This is a genomic window from Alcaligenes sp. Me129 (assembly GCF_050487245.1).
Classification (GTDB): Bacteria; Pseudomonadota; Gammaproteobacteria; order Burkholderiales; family Burkholderiaceae_B; genus Alcaligenes; species Alcaligenes phenolicus.
Window position 1 is genome coordinate 156043 of the sequence record NZ_JBKQGX010000004.1, and the last position, 15903, is coordinate 171945.

Annotated in this window: 15 protein-coding genes; 3 read left to right on the forward strand and 12 right to left on the reverse strand. The window is 55.7% G+C overall.

From position 1 onward, the window contains the following. Positions 1-53 precede the first annotated feature (53 nt). The 6 genes from ACLPGZ_RS06190 to ACLPGZ_RS06215 all read right to left on the reverse strand — a co-directional run bounded on the left by ACLPGZ_RS06190 (position 54) and on the right by ACLPGZ_RS06215 (position 6588). Entirely contained in the window at positions 54-455 is a 402-nt protein-coding gene (locus ACLPGZ_RS06190) for a RidA family protein (protein ID WP_035271572.1), read from the reverse strand. Then, positions 433-1911, reverse strand: a complete 1479-nt coding sequence (locus ACLPGZ_RS06195) for an aldehyde dehydrogenase family protein (RefSeq protein ID WP_429641072.1) — start codon at positions 1909-1911, stop codon at positions 433-435. The genes ACLPGZ_RS06190 and ACLPGZ_RS06195 overlap by 23 nt, the downstream gene beginning before the upstream one ends. Beyond that, entirely contained in the window at positions 1904-3427 is a 1524-nt protein-coding gene (locus tag ACLPGZ_RS06200) for an FAD-dependent monooxygenase (RefSeq protein ID WP_081055305.1), read from the reverse strand. The genes ACLPGZ_RS06195 and ACLPGZ_RS06200 overlap by 8 nt, the downstream gene beginning before the upstream one ends. A 157-nt stretch (positions 3428-3584) precedes the next feature. Further along, on the reverse strand, positions 3585-4802 hold the full coding sequence (locus ACLPGZ_RS06205; protein WP_353639485.1) for a cyanate transporter: 1218 nt from the start codon (positions 4800-4802) through the stop codon (positions 3585-3587). 54 nt (positions 4803-4856) lie between these two features. Next, a complete protein-coding gene (locus ACLPGZ_RS06210) occupies positions 4857-5531 on the reverse strand; it encodes an ankyrin repeat domain-containing protein (protein ID WP_080748042.1) in 675 nt (224 codons plus the stop codon). 103 nt (positions 5532-5634) lie between these two features. Then, the gene (locus tag ACLPGZ_RS06215; protein WP_026482563.1) at positions 5635-6588 is read right to left on the reverse strand and encodes a LysR family transcriptional regulator; all 954 of its coding nucleotides are present in this window, start codon (positions 6586-6588) and stop codon (positions 5635-5637) included. 139 nt (positions 6589-6727) lie between these two features. Between ACLPGZ_RS06215 and ACLPGZ_RS06220 the strand changes: the two genes are divergently transcribed. Continuing rightward, positions 6728-7045, forward strand: a complete 318-nt coding sequence (locus ACLPGZ_RS06220) for a DUF4148 domain-containing protein (RefSeq protein ID WP_026482562.1) — start codon at positions 6728-6730, stop codon at positions 7043-7045. 15 nt (positions 7046-7060) lie between these two features. Here the strand turns inward: ACLPGZ_RS06220 and ACLPGZ_RS06225 are convergent, their stop codons facing one another. Beyond that, positions 7061-7240 (reverse strand): hypothetical protein, encoded by a 180-nt coding sequence (locus ACLPGZ_RS06225; RefSeq protein ID WP_021446589.1) that lies wholly within the window; start codon positions 7238-7240, stop codon positions 7061-7063. On the opposite strand from ACLPGZ_RS06225, the gene ACLPGZ_RS06230 reads away from it, so the two are divergent. Continuing rightward, complete coding sequence (locus ACLPGZ_RS06230) at positions 7239-9647, forward strand: heavy metal translocating P-type ATPase (protein ID WP_429641073.1); 2409 nt, start codon at positions 7239-7241, stop codon at positions 9645-9647. The two genes, ACLPGZ_RS06225 and ACLPGZ_RS06230, sit on opposite strands and share 2 nt — an antisense overlap. Positions 9648-9795: 148 nt before the next feature. Here ACLPGZ_RS06230 and ACLPGZ_RS06235 read toward each other — a convergent pair whose 3' ends face one another. The 5 genes from ACLPGZ_RS06235 to ACLPGZ_RS06255 all read right to left on the reverse strand — a co-directional run bounded on the left by ACLPGZ_RS06235 (position 9796) and on the right by ACLPGZ_RS06255 (position 14533). Beyond that, positions 9796-10236 carry a YtoQ family protein gene (locus ACLPGZ_RS06235; RefSeq protein WP_060185080.1) on the reverse strand — a complete coding sequence of 147 codons (441 nt, stop codon included), beginning with the start codon at positions 10234-10236 and terminating at the stop codon, positions 9796-9798. A gap of 170 nt (positions 10237-10406) precedes the next feature. Further along, positions 10407-11375 carry a cyclase family protein gene (locus ACLPGZ_RS06240; protein WP_429641104.1) on the reverse strand — a complete coding sequence of 323 codons (969 nt, stop codon included), beginning with the start codon at positions 11373-11375 and terminating at the stop codon, positions 10407-10409. A 103-nt stretch (positions 11376-11478) separates the two neighbouring features. Beyond that, positions 11479-12150, reverse strand: a complete 672-nt coding sequence (locus ACLPGZ_RS06245; RefSeq protein WP_257111791.1) for a DsbA family oxidoreductase — start codon at positions 12148-12150, stop codon at positions 11479-11481. Between the two features lie 103 nt (positions 12151-12253). Beyond that, entirely contained in the window at positions 12254-13186 is a 933-nt protein-coding gene (locus ACLPGZ_RS06250; protein ID WP_429641074.1) for a LysR family transcriptional regulator, read from the reverse strand. Positions 13187-13333: 147 nt separating this feature from the next. Continuing rightward, positions 13334-14533, reverse strand: a complete 1200-nt coding sequence (locus tag ACLPGZ_RS06255) for a tyrosine-type recombinase/integrase (protein ID WP_429641075.1) — start codon at positions 14531-14533, stop codon at positions 13334-13336. A gap of 189 nt (positions 14534-14722) precedes the next feature. Between ACLPGZ_RS06255 and ACLPGZ_RS06260 the strand changes: the two genes are divergently transcribed. Further along, positions 14723-15790 (forward strand): DNA-binding protein, encoded by a 1068-nt coding sequence (locus ACLPGZ_RS06260; RefSeq protein ID WP_429641076.1) that lies wholly within the window; start codon positions 14723-14725, stop codon positions 15788-15790. The last annotated feature ends 113 nt before the right edge of the window (positions 15791-15903 follow it).

Genomic DNA, 15903 nt, shown 5'->3' on the forward strand with positions numbered 1-15903 from the left:
GCCAAAATAGCAGGACGGCTACCCGTGACAGGCAGCCGGTCAAACCATGCACCTTAAATCGTTGCCACCACCTGAACTTCCACCAAAAACCCCTCGGCAAACAGCGACTGCACGCCCACAAGCGTACTGGTTGGCGGGATGGAGCCTGCCGGCCTTGCCTGAGTCAAGGCTTGAACCAGCTGCGCTGTATGTTCAGTGCAATCACCAACGATATAGATCGTCTCGCTGATCACCTCGGAACGGCAGGTACCTGCAGCCTGGAGCACGATATCGATATTGCTGTAGGCACGCTCGAACTGGGCAAAGAGATCACCGGCTACCAAATGGCCATTTTCATCCCAGGATAGCTGTCCCGAGGTATAGACCAAACCAGCCTTATTCAGAACAATGCCGTGAGACACCACCCCAGGCAGCTTGGGCAAATTGTCAGGGTTAATTGCTTGTTTGTTCTGCATTCATATGCTCCTTTTGCGGGTCTTGGGCTGCTATGCCCAGGCCCGGATTGATATTGATAACCTTGGCCTGGGTAAACTCCAGCAGTCCCTCCGCGCCCAATTCAATGCCAAAGCCTGACTGCTTACTGCCGCACTGAGGGATATGCGGCCCCAAGTCAATGTGCTGATTGATCCAAACCGTACCCGCTTGCAACTGATCGGCCACTCCTCTGGCTCGCTCCAGATCGGACGCCCATACCGAGGCGCCCAGGCCATAAGGGCTGCGATTAGCCATGGCAATCGCTTGCTCCACGTTGCTGTAGCGAATGACAGGCAAGACCGGGCCAAACTGTTCCTCATCCACCAGACGAGTACCGTCTTCAATGTCCAGCACCAGAGTAGGGGGCAGAAAATAACCGGCCCCCTCCGGCACCGTACCCGCACTTAGAACCCGCCCATGCTGTCGGGCGTCCTCCAGGAGGGATTTCACCTTCTGAAACTGCTGCTGGTTCTGCAAGGGTCCCAGCGTTGTCTGTGAATCCAGACCATCTCCCAGTATCAGGCGCTGACAATGACTCCATAGCTCATGACTCAAGGCCTCGTAGAGCGAATCAGGAACATAGAGACGTTTCAAGGCGATGCAGGCCTGCCCACTGTTAAAGAAAGCGGCTCGCACAATACCGGGGGCGATCTGCTTGGGGTCCGCATCATCAAGCACAATCCCGGGGTCATTGCCTCCTAGTTCCAACGTCAAGCGTTTCAAGGATTTGGCTGCATTAGCCATGACCTTGTAACCAGTTGCGGTAGAGCCGGTAAAAGAAATTTTGGCGACCTGAGGGTGGCTGCTCAGCGCATCACCCAGATCGTTATGATCCGTAACGATGTTCACAACCCCCGCAGGCAAGGCATCGACAATAAGCTCACCCAGTTTCAAGGTGGTCAGCGGCGTGGTCGCCGCCGGTTTGATAACCACCGTATTACCCGCCAACAAGGCGTGAGGCACTTTGAAGGCCAACAGCATCAAGGGGAAATTCCAGGGCGTAATCACGGCCACTACGCCCAAAGGCTGGCGTTGCAGATAAGCGTGTCTGATCGTGCTCTCTTCCAAGGTCTGCGTCTCTATGCGGCACTGAGCGACATACCGAAAAAACGCGGCAGTGCCTTGCACTTCAGCCTGAGCATCCCGCAAGGGTTTGCCTTGTTCCTGGGTCAGGAGATGCGCCAATTCCAGGCAGTGTTCCTCAATAAGATCGGCAATCCTCAAAATCAAGGCGCGCCGTGTCTGCATCGTGGTTCGGGACCAAACAGGAAAACTGCGGCTGGCCGCGTTGATCGCCTGTTCCATTTGCCGGAGCGAGGCACGTGGACTATGAGCAAAAGGCTGCCCCGTACTGGGGTTGATGACAGCCATGGTTTGTTCGCCATCCACCAAGGCACCGTCAATCAACATTCTGAACGTGGATGTTTGACTATTCATCGGCCAGCCTCTCGGTGGTTTCCAGCGCATGAGACGCAGTCTGAAAAGGCGTTAAAGCGTGTCGCATTGCCAAACGCAGGCGAGTGGCGTCTTGCTCATTGCTGGCCCAGGCGATATAGCCATCAGGCCGAATCAGCACAGCAGTCACGTGCTCCCAACCCTCACTGCGAACGGCCAGTGAGCTCCGATACAACACAGCCTTCAGGCCCTCCGGGCATTCCAGCTCATCGTTGTCATGCCCACTCACCTCCAGCATCACGTAGTGCCCCTGTTCCAGGAGGCCAAAAAGACTTTGTCCACCAACCAGATCCTGATCCGCTGCACGCCGTCCCACCAAGGCATGGTCACCCGGCACGGTTGATGGATACAGCACACTCAGGCCAGACAGCCTCTCGGCCAATGTTTTCTCCAAGGCAGGGGACTGCTTGATGAGCTTGTTCAAAAAGGAACGTAATTCCATACCCTCAACAGAGAAACAGCTCATCAAGGCAGTCTGTGCCTGGGTGTGCTCCAGCAAATCCTGGCCAACGGGGTAACGCTCCTGATGGTAGCTATCAAGCAAAGAGTGCGGCATCCACCCGTTGATCACGGCAGCCAGCTTCCAGCCCAGATTCATGGCATCCTGAATCCCGATATTCAGCCCCACACCCCCGGCTGGCATATGCTGGTGGGCGGCGTCACCCGCCAAGAAAACCCGATTTTTACGGTAGCTCTCGGCCTGGCGGCTGGTATTGCTATAGCGAGACAGCCAGGATGGGCTGTGCAATCCAAAATCGGTTCCAAAGACGGCCCGGACTTTTTCGCGTAGCTCTTCCAAAGGCAAATCACCCGGCCATGGACGATTCACGTCGTCCGGCGACAGCCCGACCAAACGATGCTGGCCATCCGGCAACTTCGCAACCATGGCCGTCCCATTCAGCCCCCACTCACCAATCATGACGCCCTCGGGCGGGTCGGTCAGCATGGCGTCTCCCAGCCAGCCCAAGACCGTGGCATCTGTTCCAGGAAACGCAATCCCGGCCTGTTGACGCACTGTGCTGCGCGTCCCATCGCAGCCCACCAGCCATTGCGCTGTAGCGACATACTGCTCTAGCTGGCTGTTTTCAATCCAAACCGAGACTCCCTCCGGGTTCTGTTCAAAGCGGCATACTTTCTCGGACCGGCGGATATCCGCGCCCAAGGAGCGCGCACGCTCCTGCAAGATAGCGGTAATGCGCGCCTGGGGAATAGCCAGCGTATAGTCAAAGCGAGTGTCCAACTGCTTGAAGTCCAGACGATGCTCAAAGACGGCAAAATGTCCGCTAGGAATACGCACCGCCTGCGCCAGCATCTCGTGGTGTGCGCCACGCATGGCAAAGACTTCAATGGTTCGCGGATGAATCGTCAAAGCCCGAGATTGAGGGCTGATAGTGGCAGTTTGTTCAATCAGCAAGGTCTGCACACCCGCAAGCTGTAACTCGCAGGCCAGCCAGCAGCCAACCGGGCCGGCGCCCGAAATAATGACTTGATGTTCCACTGATGTCTCCTCGTTTTTTATGTAATCGTGGAGACATCATTGTTGAGGAAAGGCTGTCCGTCGGGATGCGCATAACGGACGAGTTCTAGCCTGAAACGGCCAAAAAAAACCTGGCTTGTCGCAAAGCCAGGCTATTTCTACCGATACGAGCTGCTACTCAGGATGCGTCATTTCGCTTCATCTTTTGGGCGTATCGCGCAGGCTGAAAGCTCCAGGCCATGATGGCCACCAATACCGCCATTGCCGCATGCAACATCCAGCCTGCCTGAAAGCCATTACTCATTTCACGCAACTGTACGCTGATCATGGGAAAGAGGGCGGCAATCGGAAAGCCACCGCCTTGCATCAAGGCACTCAAGGTCCCGGCACGGGCTGCATCCGGAAAGTGGTCCAGAGCCACCAACAGCAGCAAGGAAAAGCAGCCCCCCAAGCCGATGCCGATAATAATCGCCCACAGATAGGGGGCCATATCGGGAATATAGGCAAAGGCCAGAAAGCCCACGAACTGACACGCCAGCGCCAGCCACACCCACATGCGGCGATCTTTATTCTTGGCCGCCAAGGTAGGCAAGCCAAAGGCGGCAATGGCTTGTGCCACCGACAGGACCGCCACCAGGCTACCGCTGGCTTCAGCCGTCCAGCCCCGGTCTTGATAGAACGTCGCCAGCCAGGTCACCAAAGAGGCATAGCCGCCATTGATCAGGCCAAAACACACAATCAAGGTCCAGGTGCGAGGACGAGCCAGCAAGGACAAGGATGGGGGCGACAAATTCGCGCCCGGAGCTTCACGCGGCACCACTTTCCAGGCAATCCACAAGGCCACGCTGATCGGCAAGGCCCAGAAAGCCAGCGCGATACGCCAGCTGTCCGTCAAGGAGCTGACCCACGGCGTAATCTGCGCACCCAAAGCCCCCCCACCCATCAAGGTCGCGGAGTACACCCCGGTGACCTGAGCGATATGGCGCGGAAACTGTTCCTTGATCAAACCGGGCATCCCCGCTTGCAGCAAGGACACGCCCAAACCACAGATCAGCGCTGTTGCAATCAGGCTGGCCCCATTAGGCACAAACCAGCGCAGCACACAGCCCAGACACAGCAAGAGCAAGGATGTAATCAAGACATGGCGCAGTGCCAGGACGCGCCGCAAGGAGGGCATGCAGAAAGCGCCCAGTCCCATCACCATCATGGGCAGCAAAGTCAGCCAGGCCAGGCTGCTCAAGGGCATGTTCAACCCTTGGGCCACCTGTCGTGCCAAGGTGCCGCTGGAGGTCAGAAAAGGACGCAGGTTCAAGCCGACCAGAATGACGAAAGCCAGCCACAAAGCTGGGCTGGCTTGAACACCCGTCGACGACGGGGCAGTCTGAGTAGAAGACATAAAATCGTTATTGTTGTGATTGGAAGAAAAATGCAGCCGCCGAGTCGGCGACGTTTAAGGATTCGCGCCGGCCTGCTCCAGAATTTCGGCCATCTCTGTCTGGCTGCGCTGGCGAGCCAGGCTCAAGGGACGCACTCCCTGACGATCCGGCAGGTTCACATCCGCTCCGGCCTTGATCAGCAAACGCAGCACTTCCTGGTGTTCCGGCCCGCCATCAGAGAGCACAATCGCCTCATGCAAGGCAGTCCAGCCCAAGTAATTCACATGGTTAGGGTCGACCCCCGCCGCCAGTAAAAGGCGCACAACATCGACATAACCGTGCTCAGCCGCTGGAATCAGCGCCGTACCACCATAACGGTTCACGCTACGCAGATCGGCTCCGTTCTCCAGAGTCATGCGCAGGATTTCCAGACGACCTTGTGCACCCGCGACCAAGTAAGGGCTGTCGTGAATGGAGTCGGCCTGATTGACATCCGCACCGGCGCGTATCAACTGCCGGGCAATATCAATATGATTTAACCAGGTTGCACGTAACAAGGGGCTTTGCCCTTGATCGTCGCTGACACTGACGCTGGCGCGAGCCCGCTTTTCTGAAAGAATCTCGCGCACTTTGGCGCTATCGCCTTGCTCTACCGCTTCCAGCAATACTGTTTGTGACCACACACTGCCACTCCCCAAGGCCAAACTCATCACCATTCCAGCCAGCAAGCTTTGCAGTACTACTTTCATGCGCTTCCCCCCGTCATGGCATTGGCCCCACAGGACCAAACGTTTATAAATAGCATAGATAGGCCTTGGGCAACACCGATTCATAAGCATACTGCTTATTTTCTTACGGATAAGCTTGACCGGCTGCGGCCACATCCAATTCCGGCTGAGACATCAATCTATCCAGCTCGCTACGCAGATAATTAAGGAACACGCGCGTCTTTTGCGGCATCAGACGCGAGGGGAGCAAAGCCAGAATAGGGAAAGGCGCAAACTCCCAATCCGGCAAAACACGCTCCAGGTGCGCGCAATCCGGATCCAATTTTCGCTCCAGCAAGGAAGAGGCGGTAATACCCAGGTCATGCACGGCCAGTTTGCGCATCATGATGGCGTTATTGACGGTAATGGAACCTTCCACAATCGCGTCATAGCGCTCCTGATTCGGCCCACGCAAGGACCAGACTCGATCCGAGCTGGCAGGGCGGGCACAAATACAAGTATGGCCTGCCAGTTCAGAAGGATGCTTGGGTCGCCCTTTGCGGTCCAGATAGTTGCGGGTGGCATACAGCCCCAGACGAATCTGTCCTAACATGGTGGCCACCGCGCTGGAGTCAGGCTGAGCACCCACACGGATGACGCAATCGTAGTTGTCGGCCTGCAAATCAATAGGCCGTATGGTCAGGTCAAACTCCAGCTCAATATCCGGGTACTGTTGATTAAAGCCCCGGATAATGGCGGGCATCAGCACAATGCTGAAACTGGCAGGCATGGAAACCCGTAAACGTCCTTTGGGGGTCTGAGCCACATCCAGCAATTGTTCATGAGCCAGACGAGCCTGTTCGACGACAGCCAGGCAGCGCTCGAAATACACTTGTCCCGCGTCGGTCACATCTACATTGCGCGTGCTGCGTTTGAGCAGGGCCACACCCACTTCTTTTTCCAGTTCGCGGATACGGCGTGACACGGTGGAAACCGGCATTCCCAGGGCTTGGGCAGCACGGCTAAAGTGGCGGGCACGAGCCACTTCCACGAAGATCGCGATGTCGTTGAGCAGGGGACCGGCGATAATGGTACTCATTTGAATTGTTCCATGAATGGAAATACGTTTGCAACATTAAGGGTTTTTACTAGGTTTAGAAAGGCTCATACTCCATCTAACGATTCGCTAAACACAACAGCGAACCACCGAAAAACACACCGTAGATTTGGAGTAAATAATGAAAAACATCGCACGCGCAACTATCGCCAGCCTGATTCTTGGTGCCACCGCTTTGAGCGGCACTGCCATGGCAGCTACCAACAATGTCGCTACCGGCGAAAACCTGAACTACCCAGCAATTGAATCGACCGACGCTCCTTTGAGCCGTCAGCAAGTCGTTCAAGAACTGGCTGCTGCTCAAGAGCAAGGCTACATTAGCACGGGTTCCATGGGCGACTACCCACGTATCGATACCCGCTCCGAGCTGAGCCGTGATCAGGTTGCCGCAGAAGCCAAAGACTGGAATAACAACAACGGCACCTTTGTTGCTTACTAAGCTGCTGATTGATCCCTAATTAGTCGTAGTTCCCCCTTGAAACGCCTCTTCGGAGGCGTTTTTTTTATCAGCTGTTGACCTTCCCATCGGGTCAAGCCCTAAAGTGGCTTCATTGACGATCCATTGAAGGGTGATTTCGATGACAAGCAGCGCTTCAAACAAGGGCTCACGCCTGACTTTAGATGTGGAAGGCATGACATGTGCTTCCTGCGTCAGTCGGGTTGAAAAGATTATTGGCAAAGTCCCCGGTGTGCAATCGGCCCAGGTAAATCTGGCCACCAACAAGGCCACCGTGGAATTTGAGGGTGCCGCCCCGGTCGACGCCATTATGCAGGCAGTGGAAAAGGGTGGTTACAAAATTTCCCAACAAGACATTGTGCTGGACGTGCAGGACATGACCTGCGCCTCCTGCGTGGGTCGCGTTGAAAAGGCCTTGCTGAAAGTGCCGGGCGTACAAAAAGCCTCGGTCAATCTGGCAACCGCCAAAGCGCATGTGCAAGTGGCGCAGGGTGTGAAAGCTCCTGAGCTGATTCAGGCGGTGAGCAAAGCCGGCTATCCTGCCAGCCTTGCCGAAGCGGCTGTCACAAATGACCAGTTCGAGCGTGCCGAACAAACCTACGAAACGCTGCGCAAGCGTTTCTGGCTGGCGACGGTGCTGGCCTTGCCCGTTTTCATTCTGGAAATGGGCGGCCATATGGTGCCTGCTTTCCATCATTGGGTAGCCAGCACCATAGGTACACAAAACAGCTGGCTGATCCAGTTCGTGCTGACCACGCTGGTTTTGCTGTTCCCAGGCCGCGAGTTCTACACTAAAGGGATTCCTGTTCTCTTGCGTGGTGGCCCGGACATGAACTCGCTGGTCGCTGTGGGCACCCTGGCGGCCTACAGCTTCTCGCTGGTGGCTACCTTTGCGCCACAGTGGCTGCCTTCCGAATCCGTCTACGTGTACTTTGAAGCTGCCGCTGTCATCGTCGCCCTGATTTTGCTGGGCCGGCTCATGGAAGCCCGCGCCAAAGGTCGCACGTCTGAAGCCATTCAACGCCTGCTCAGCCTGCAGCCGCCTACCGCTCGTGTACGTCGCGACGGTCAGGAAATTGAGCTGCCCCTGGCAGATCTGCATACGGGCGATGTCGTGCTGGTTCGTCCCGGCGAGCGTATTCCCGTTGATGGAGATGTTCTTGCCGGTCAGAGCTATGTGGATGAATCCATGGTGACGGGCGAATCCATTGCCGTGTCCAAATCCCAGGGCGATAAAGTCATTGGTGGCACAGTGAACCAAAAAGGTTCGCTGGAATTTGAGGCTACCGCCGTGGGGCAGGACACCGTACTGGCCAATATTGTGTCCATGGTAGAGCAGGCCCAAGGCTCCAAGCTGCCTATTCAAGCCGTGGTCGACAAAATCACGCTGTGGTTTGTACCCGCCGTCATGACACTGGCCGTCTTGACCGCCATTGTCTGGCTGATTTTTGGCCCATCGCCCGCATTGAGCTTTGCACTGGTCAATGCCGTCGCTGTGCTGATTATTGCTTGCCCATGTGCCATGGGTCTGGCCACGCCAACCTCCATCATGGTGGGGACGGGCCGAGCCGCACAGGCTGGCGTGCTGTTCCGTAAAGGGGACTCTCTGCAAGCACTGCGTGATGTAAAAGTCGTGGCCGTGGATAAAACAGGCACCCTGACCAAGGGCGCGCCCGAACTGACCGATTTTGTCTGCGCACCCGGAGAGAACCAGGATCAGGCTTTGGCAGCGATTGCCGCTCTGGAAAACTACTCCGAGCATCCGATTGCCCAAGCCATTGTCAGCGCCGCCAAGGAAAAGCAAATCACCTTGCCCAAGGCTGAGCAGTTTGAGTCCCTGACAGGCCTGGGTGTCACCGCCCAAATCGGAGCTGACCAATGGCATGTGGGTGCAGATCGCCTGATGACGCAATTAGGGGCGGACCTGTCCGCCTTTACCGAGCAAGCCCAGACGCTGGCGCAGGACGGTAAAACCCCCATGTACGCCGCCCGCAACAAGCAGGTCATTGCCTTGCTGGCCGTGGCTGACCCCATCAAGGAAACCACGCCGCGCGCCATCGAGCAGTTGCATGCCCGTGGCATCAAGGTCGTCATGATTACCGGCGATAACCGCCACACAGCCAATGCCATTGCCCGCCGTCTCAATATTGATGAAGTGGTGGCGGAAGTCATGCCTGAGGGCAAGGTGCAAGCGGTTCAGGCCTTGCGCGATACCCATCAACATCTGGCCTATGTCGGCGATGGCATCAACGATGCACCCGCTCTGGCTGTAGCAGACGTGGGGATTGCGATTGGCACCGGAACGGACATTGCCATTGAAGCGGCTGATGTAGTCTTGATGTCGGGCGATATGCAAGGCGTGGTCACCGCGATAGCCTTGTCCCACGCCACCATGCGCAATATCCGTCAAAACCTGTTCTGGGCCTTTGCCTATAATGTGGCACTGATTCCGGTAGCAGCAGGCGTGCTCTATCCCTTTAACGGCACTTTGCTCTCGCCCATGTTTGCCGCTGGCGCCATGGCCTTGTCCAGTGTCTTTGTGGTCAGCAATGCCTTGCGCTTGCGGCGGGTGAAGCTGAACTAAGGTACCCGCACAACACGTTTCACTACAGCGCAGTAGAACCCGGTGTAAACCAAGGGGTTCTTTCAAGCAGAGAAAAAAATGCCGCCCAACTGGGGCGGCATTTTTTAGCAAAGCGATATTGCCAAACTCATGATCCAGACTTCACCGATCAGGCTTTCAGCGTATAACGCAAAATCTCCACGATTTGCTCGGGGCTAGTTGCCCAGGCCTGCGCACTGGCATCCACTTCTTTCAAGGGGTGGATGATGTCTTCGGCGTGCAACGTCACGTACGGTTTGCCCAGGGCGGCACAGAAACCGGCATCAAAGGCAGCATTCCACTGTTTGTACTTGTCCCCAAAACGCACCACGACCAGATCCGCCTGTTCAATCAGGGTTCTGGTACGGATGGCATTGATTTTGGAGGATTTGTGATCACGCCAGAAACCTTCGCTGGCCGGTCCCAGGTGATCGCCAGCGGCATCGCTGGCATCGTGATCGGTAACAGGGCTGGTAAAGGTAATATCCAATCCAGCGGCCTTTGCACCTTGAGCAATCTGCTCGCGCCAATCCGTGTGAATTTCGCCGGACAGATAAACGGTGTAAGTCATTACATACTCCATAAAGAAAAGCCGGACGCCTCTTTAACAGGCGCCCGGCGCATTCAAACCCACCCAACAGTAGCATATTGAGCGGCACCTAACAGCAGGCAAACGCGATAGCCCTTATTCGCAAACGCATTAAGGGCTAAAGAAACGGGTTTCTTTATGAAGCCTGTGGATCAGCGAATCGGGATGGCAACCGGACGCAGCGGAGCCGCATCACCGCCCCGGATCTTGAGCGGACCGCCAATAAAGGCAAACTCATAGACCTTGTCCTTGGACAGTTCATCCAGGGCAATCAACTCAATGATCGGTGCACCTTGTTGAGCCAATAGATAGGTATGCAAGGGGACGTAGTCATCAGGCACCTCGGAAGGGAAGGTTTCAAAGCTCAAATTGTCCGCACCCACAATCATCGCACCGCCTTCCTCCACCAGATAACGAGCAGCATCCAGACCCATGCCGGGCGGGGCGTTCATGTAGGCTTTGGGATCATTAAAGAGCTTCATGCGGCCCGTGCGGATCAGGACAATATCGCCTTCTTTCAGCACCGTTTTCTGACGGGCCAGTGCATCCTTCAAGTCCTGGCGTGTGATGCGGTATTGATCGGGCAGCATGTCTACGCCTTTGGCGGCGGCCACATCAATCAAGACGCCACGGGCGATCAAGGGCGGGAATTTCTCGATGCCAGTACGGTTCCAGCCACGGTCACCCAGATGCTCATCAGCCTTGAAACCATTCCAGATCTCTCCATGAATGCCGAAGTGATTCAGGGCATCGATATGGGTGCCCGTATGGCTGTACATGGAAAAAGCCGTGCCTGTGTAGCTACGAACCGCGTTCATCTCATCGCCAACTCCCATCGGGTCATCCACTGCGGTACCACGGGGGGTATGGGTCATCCAGAACTGATAGTGCGGGTCTCCCGCGTCCTGCCAGCTGGGCATGCCCAGGTAGTAGTCGGTTGCCAGGTCATAGACTTTGCTGCCATCCAGACGGGACAAGATGGCAGCCCGGGAAGCAGGGGTGATCAGGTTCAAGCGACCAATTTCATCGTCCGGCCCCCAGGGGCTGATGCCCACTTCCTGAGCACTAAAGGGCAAAGGGTTGCTCGCTGGGTGAGTGGAATGAGCCAGAGAGACGCTCATGCTGCTTGCACCAACCAGCAGTAAACAGAGAAGACGGTGAGAAAAACGAATCGACATGGGATGTCCTTTTATGAAGCGTAGATAAGAAAGAAAGGGGCGGCGCTTACAGCAAAGCGCGCAAACGGCTTTTGAGCATTTCGGCGGATTGGGTCTGCAAACGGGCCAACACTTGGCCGGTCTCGCGTGAGGAAACTAATAAAGTGGGGATGGACTGGATCCCTAGCCGTACCGCTTCGGCGCGATCGGTTTGAACTCGCTGCTGCGCGATATCGCTATCCATAGCATTCAGAAAGGCCTCACCATCAAAGCCTTGCGCAATGGCGACCTCCAGCAGCGTGTCCATATCGCCGATATTGCGACTTTCTACCAGATGCGCACGCTGCACCGCATCGAAGTAATCCCAATGGGCGTTATCGCCAGAAAGTAGCTGCGCCGCCTGACACGCCCGAGCGGACAACATTCCATGGGGATAGTCGAAGTTCTGTGCTCGCATGCCCTCGATATTGATGGACTGCGTATCGTCGTGTTGGGCGCAGGCGGCCCAGTGGCCCAGGATTTCACGTTTGGCGCGCTCCATGGAGCCGAAGGCTTGCAGCATCTGCTCGCGGCTGTCTTGCAGAACAAAGGTATGGTGGCGGACCTGGATGCCCAGTTCGGCGGCAACTTGCCGCAAACGTGGCGACATGACATAACACCATCCGCAGACGGCGTCATGGAAGAAATCAATAATCAGGGGGGAGACAAGCGGCTGAGTCGGGTGTGTTTGATCGTGCATTGTGATGTCCTTGTAAGATGGTCATCACAATAGCGTTCCCCGGAGTGGAGAATAAGCACGTGGCGGTGCAGACAGTTTTTACTTCGAGTTCATAAAGGTCTGTTTACAGGGCGTTGGACATGGCATGAGGCAATTGGTCGGCCAGATAATCCACGAAAGCTTTGACCTTGGGTTGCAGGTGTCGATTAGTTGGATACACGGCGTAGATATGGCGGGGCTCATTCACCAATTCGGGCAAAACGCGTTGCAACTGCCCGCATGCAATTGCTGGATCTGCCAGAAAGGAAGGCAAGGCGCCAATCCCCAAACCGGCAATCAGAAAGTCGCGCAGCATCAGGCTGTTATTCACTTGACTATGCTCACCTGAGAACAGCAAAGCCGTACCACTGGGGGTGTGCTGTTGAGGATTGCTGTCGAAATCACTATCAAAAGCAAGGCCCTGAGTATGTGCCAGGCTATAGCTGATCATTTTGTGATTGCGCAGATCCTGCAAGGTCTGAGGCAGGCCATGCTGCTTCAAATAGGTGGGGGCGGCGCATAATTTTTGCTCGATGGTGGCGAGGCGACGAGCAATCAGGGTGGAATCATCCAGGCTGCTACGCAAACGCACCGAGACATCAAAACCGTGAGCCACGGCATCCACGATCCGGTCTTCCATCACCAGCTCCAGCTTCAGTTCCGGATACTTGTGTAGAAAATCCGTCATCAATGGCGACAGGACGCTAAGTGCAAACGACAAGGGGGCATTCACACGCAAGGTCCCCGTCACGCGCTGGGACTGCTGTTTGACCGAGCGCTCCAAAGCGTCCAGCTCATCCAGTATCCGACAGCATTCGGCATAGTAGCTGCGGCCAGTCTCCGTCAGACTCATGCTGCGCGTAGTGCGCTGGATCAGCACCGTATCCAGATGCGCTTCCAGGGTACGCAGTTGCTTGCTCAAACCCGCTGCGGACATCCCCAGATCCTCCGCGGCTTTGGCAAGTCCGCCCAGCTCCACAATGCGCCGGAAGGTGCGCATGACATTAAAAGTGTCCATAAGGGATAGGTACTCCAACAATCAGCTATAGCAAGGCTTGGGCGGGGAGCATGCCCGAAACCAGGAACGTAGCCCCCACAGGAATCGTATCCTACCGCATTGCCGCGGGCTGTCTGCATCTGATTTTCTTGTCTCGAAGCGGGTGCTTTATTTCCAACCCAGGCTATGGGATTGCTCCAGAGCCTGGTGACGCTGATCATCATCCGCATGCAGATAGATATTGGTCGTAGCGATAGACTCATGGCCCAAAGTGTCACGGATGATACGTAGATCCACCCCTTGATCAGCCAGGTGAGAACCCGCCGAGTGACGCAGCCAGTGAGCTGAGGCCTGCTCCAGAATACGGGCCTGGGACTCCTGATCGGGATGCAGACTCCGTAAACGATCCGCACTACCTTGAAAAACCTGTTTGACCAAAACATGCGCCATGGCCCGCGTCAAATGCTTGTCGCTGGCGCCGGCGGACATTAATAATGGGTAGGGCTCCAAAGCCTGGGGCGGTCCTTCCAGCCCATGCGCTTGTCGGTAGCGCATCAATTCGCCGTACAGCTCTTGCGTTAAAGGCACACGACGCCATTTGTCGCCCTTGCCGTGGATATGCAGCCACCATTGAGCCGTCGTTCCCGCATCAACACGTTCCTGAACATCGGCCATACGCGCCTGAACCAGTTCGGAAATGCGCAGGGCGCCGCCATAAAGAATGGAAAAGAGCCAACGTACGCGGGCTTTATAGCGCAACTCGCTCTGCGTATCTTCAGGAAGGGCCTGGATGTAATCCTGTACCCAACGCCATTGCAACCGGGTCAAGTACCGTTGCTGGGGGGCGGTGGTTTTCTTTTGACGTCGGCCCTGATGAGACAGGGCCAAAGGATTGCCCGCCAAATACCCCGCCTGCACCAGCCAGCTAAATAAAGAGTTCAGAATCAATAACGCCTGATTCCGGCTGCTTTCAGACAAGGGCCCCGCAAATGGCCGCCATGCCGCATGGTGACGGGCAGGGCGCGAGCGCCCTTGAACCACCCAGCGATGAGCGGGTTGAGGGTCCGCCAGAAACAAACGATAGGCCAGGATGTCTTCCAGGCTAAGCGAGGACAAGTCCTTGCGACGCTCCAATACCGCCCATAACAAGAGGCGCTCCGCCTCCTTGCGGTAGTTCGCATAGGTGCGTGGGCTATCTATATAGCGCGCCAACCAGGCCCGCAATGCCTCTATATCTGTTTGCGCCTCAATCTGTGCACGTCCGCCGATAGACCGGTTGGCCCCTTGCCGCCCGTCAAAACGAGCCAGCAATTGAGCAATATCGTCCGATCCCAGATCGGTTGAGGGCGAAGTGTTGGCTATTTCCATGAATAAGCAGAAAAACGGAGGCGTTAAGGGAGCAGGGAGGGGCTTTCAAACCCGTGCCTGTGCCAATCAGCCTGTTTAGGGCCAGATATTTGACATTATAGAGATAATGTCAAATTATAGAATCCAATTTGTTGATAATTTTATATATTACGTTGTATTATTAATTAAATTATCAACAAAGGTGGAAAAATGGAGCAAAACCAGCCAAACGAGGGGCAAATCCTGGCCGATGTTGCCCAATTACGTGATCGCTTCAGCCATACGCAGACTTTGTACAAAGAAGTGGCCGCACTCCTGTTTTTCCGCTATGGCGTCACACCTACGGCCAACAAGCTGTACCAATTGGTGCGCAAAGGCAGCATGAGCGCTCCGGCTCAGGCACTACAGACGTTCTGGGAAGATTTGCGGGATAAAAGTCGAGTTCGGCTGGATGTGGCCGACATGCCCGAAGAGCTACAAGCCCTGACGGGGGATCTGCTGGGTCGTATCTGGCAAGAAGCGATGGGGCACTCGAAGCAGCAAATGCTGCATTACCAGACTCAGGCTGATGAACGCGTCGCACAGGCCCAAGCCCAAACCCTGGAGGCCCAACAGACATTGGAAGTAGAGCAGGGCGCCTTGAAAAATGCCCAAGCCCATATAGCAAAGCTGAAAGAAGAAATACAGGCAGCCGGTCAGGTGCAAGCAGCTCTGAAACAAGACTTGCTGCACGCCAAACAACGTCAAAACGAGCTGGAAACCGAAAAACAATTGGTTCAACAAGAACTGCGCCGCCAAGGTGAGCAATTCACCCAGGACTTGGAGCGGCTGCAAAAGGCTATTGAGCTGACCGAAGAACGCGCCCAGGCCAACGAGCGCCGTGCTTTACTGGAAATCGACAAGGAACGCTCCATTCAAACGCGACTGCGTCAGCAAATAGAAGAGGCCGAGCAAGCAAACAAGACCCAGCGTCAAGCTCACGAACAGGAGCTGAACAAACAACAGGATCAAATGCAGAAACTGCGCCAGGAGTTGGGGCAAGAGCAGGGCGAGCGCCGCGCGATGCAAGCGGCTATGGATATCAGCCATAGCTTGGCCAAAGAGATGCAGGGGCAATTGCAAATGTTGCGTACTCGCGCTGCTTTGCTGGAGCGGGAGAATGAAGAGGCGCGCAAAACAGCCCAACGACTTAGCCAGGAACTGGAACAAGTCCAACGCCAGCCTGTACGCCCCCTACGGTTGAAGCGACGCCAGATCAAGAACGATCCTGAACAATAAAATCTATTTAGCAGCCTATGCCAGCCATCCGTAAGGCTGATTTGCTGCGCTTTCAATCGCCTGGATAGACCACTGCGTGTAACGGTCTGTTTTAGCGCAAACGATGCACAGAA

Coding starts and splice junctions, on each gene's coding strand:
- ACLPGZ_RS06190 (WP_035271572.1), bottom strand. CDS start 455: ATGCAGAACAAACAAGCAATTAACCCTGACAATTTGCCCAAGCTGCCT.
- ACLPGZ_RS06245 (WP_257111791.1), bottom strand. CDS start 12,150: ATGCACGATCAAACACACCCGACTCAGCCGCTTGTCTCCCCCCTGATT.
- ACLPGZ_RS06250 (WP_429641074.1), bottom strand. CDS start 13,186: ATGGACACTTTTAATGTCATGCGCACCTTCCGGCGCATTGTGGAGCTG.
- ACLPGZ_RS06220 (WP_026482562.1), top strand. CDS start 6,728: ATGAAAAACATCGCACGCGCAACTATCGCCAGCCTGATTCTTGGTGCC.
- ACLPGZ_RS06225 (WP_021446589.1), bottom strand. CDS start 7,240: ATGCCTTCCACATCTAAAGTCAGGCGTGAGCCCTTGTTTGAAGCGCTG.
- ACLPGZ_RS06255 (WP_429641075.1), bottom strand. CDS start 14,533: ATGGAAATAGCCAACACTTCGCCCTCAACCGATCTGGGATCGGACGAT.
- ACLPGZ_RS06260 (WP_429641076.1), top strand. CDS start 14,723: ATGGAGCAAAACCAGCCAAACGAGGGGCAAATCCTGGCCGATGTTGCC.
- ACLPGZ_RS06235 (WP_060185080.1), bottom strand. CDS start 10,236: ATGACTTACACCGTTTATCTGTCCGGCGAAATTCACACGGATTGGCGC.
- ACLPGZ_RS06240 (WP_429641104.1), bottom strand. CDS start 11,375: ATGAGCGTCTCTCTGGCTCATTCCACTCACCCAGCGAGCAACCCTTTG.
- ACLPGZ_RS06230 (WP_429641073.1), top strand. CDS start 7,239: ATGACATGTGCTTCCTGCGTCAGTCGGGTTGAAAAGATTATTGGCAAA.
- ACLPGZ_RS06205 (WP_353639485.1), bottom strand. CDS start 4,802: ATGTCTTCTACTCAGACTGCCCCGTCGTCGACGGGTGTTCAAGCCAGC.
- ACLPGZ_RS06215 (WP_026482563.1), bottom strand. CDS start 6,588: ATGAGTACCATTATCGCCGGTCCCCTGCTCAACGACATCGCGATCTTC.
- ACLPGZ_RS06210 (WP_080748042.1), bottom strand. CDS start 5,531: ATGAAAGTAGTACTGCAAAGCTTGCTGGCTGGAATGGTGATGAGTTTG.
- ACLPGZ_RS06195 (WP_429641072.1), bottom strand. CDS start 1,911: ATGAATAGTCAAACATCCACGTTCAGAATGTTGATTGACGGTGCCTTG.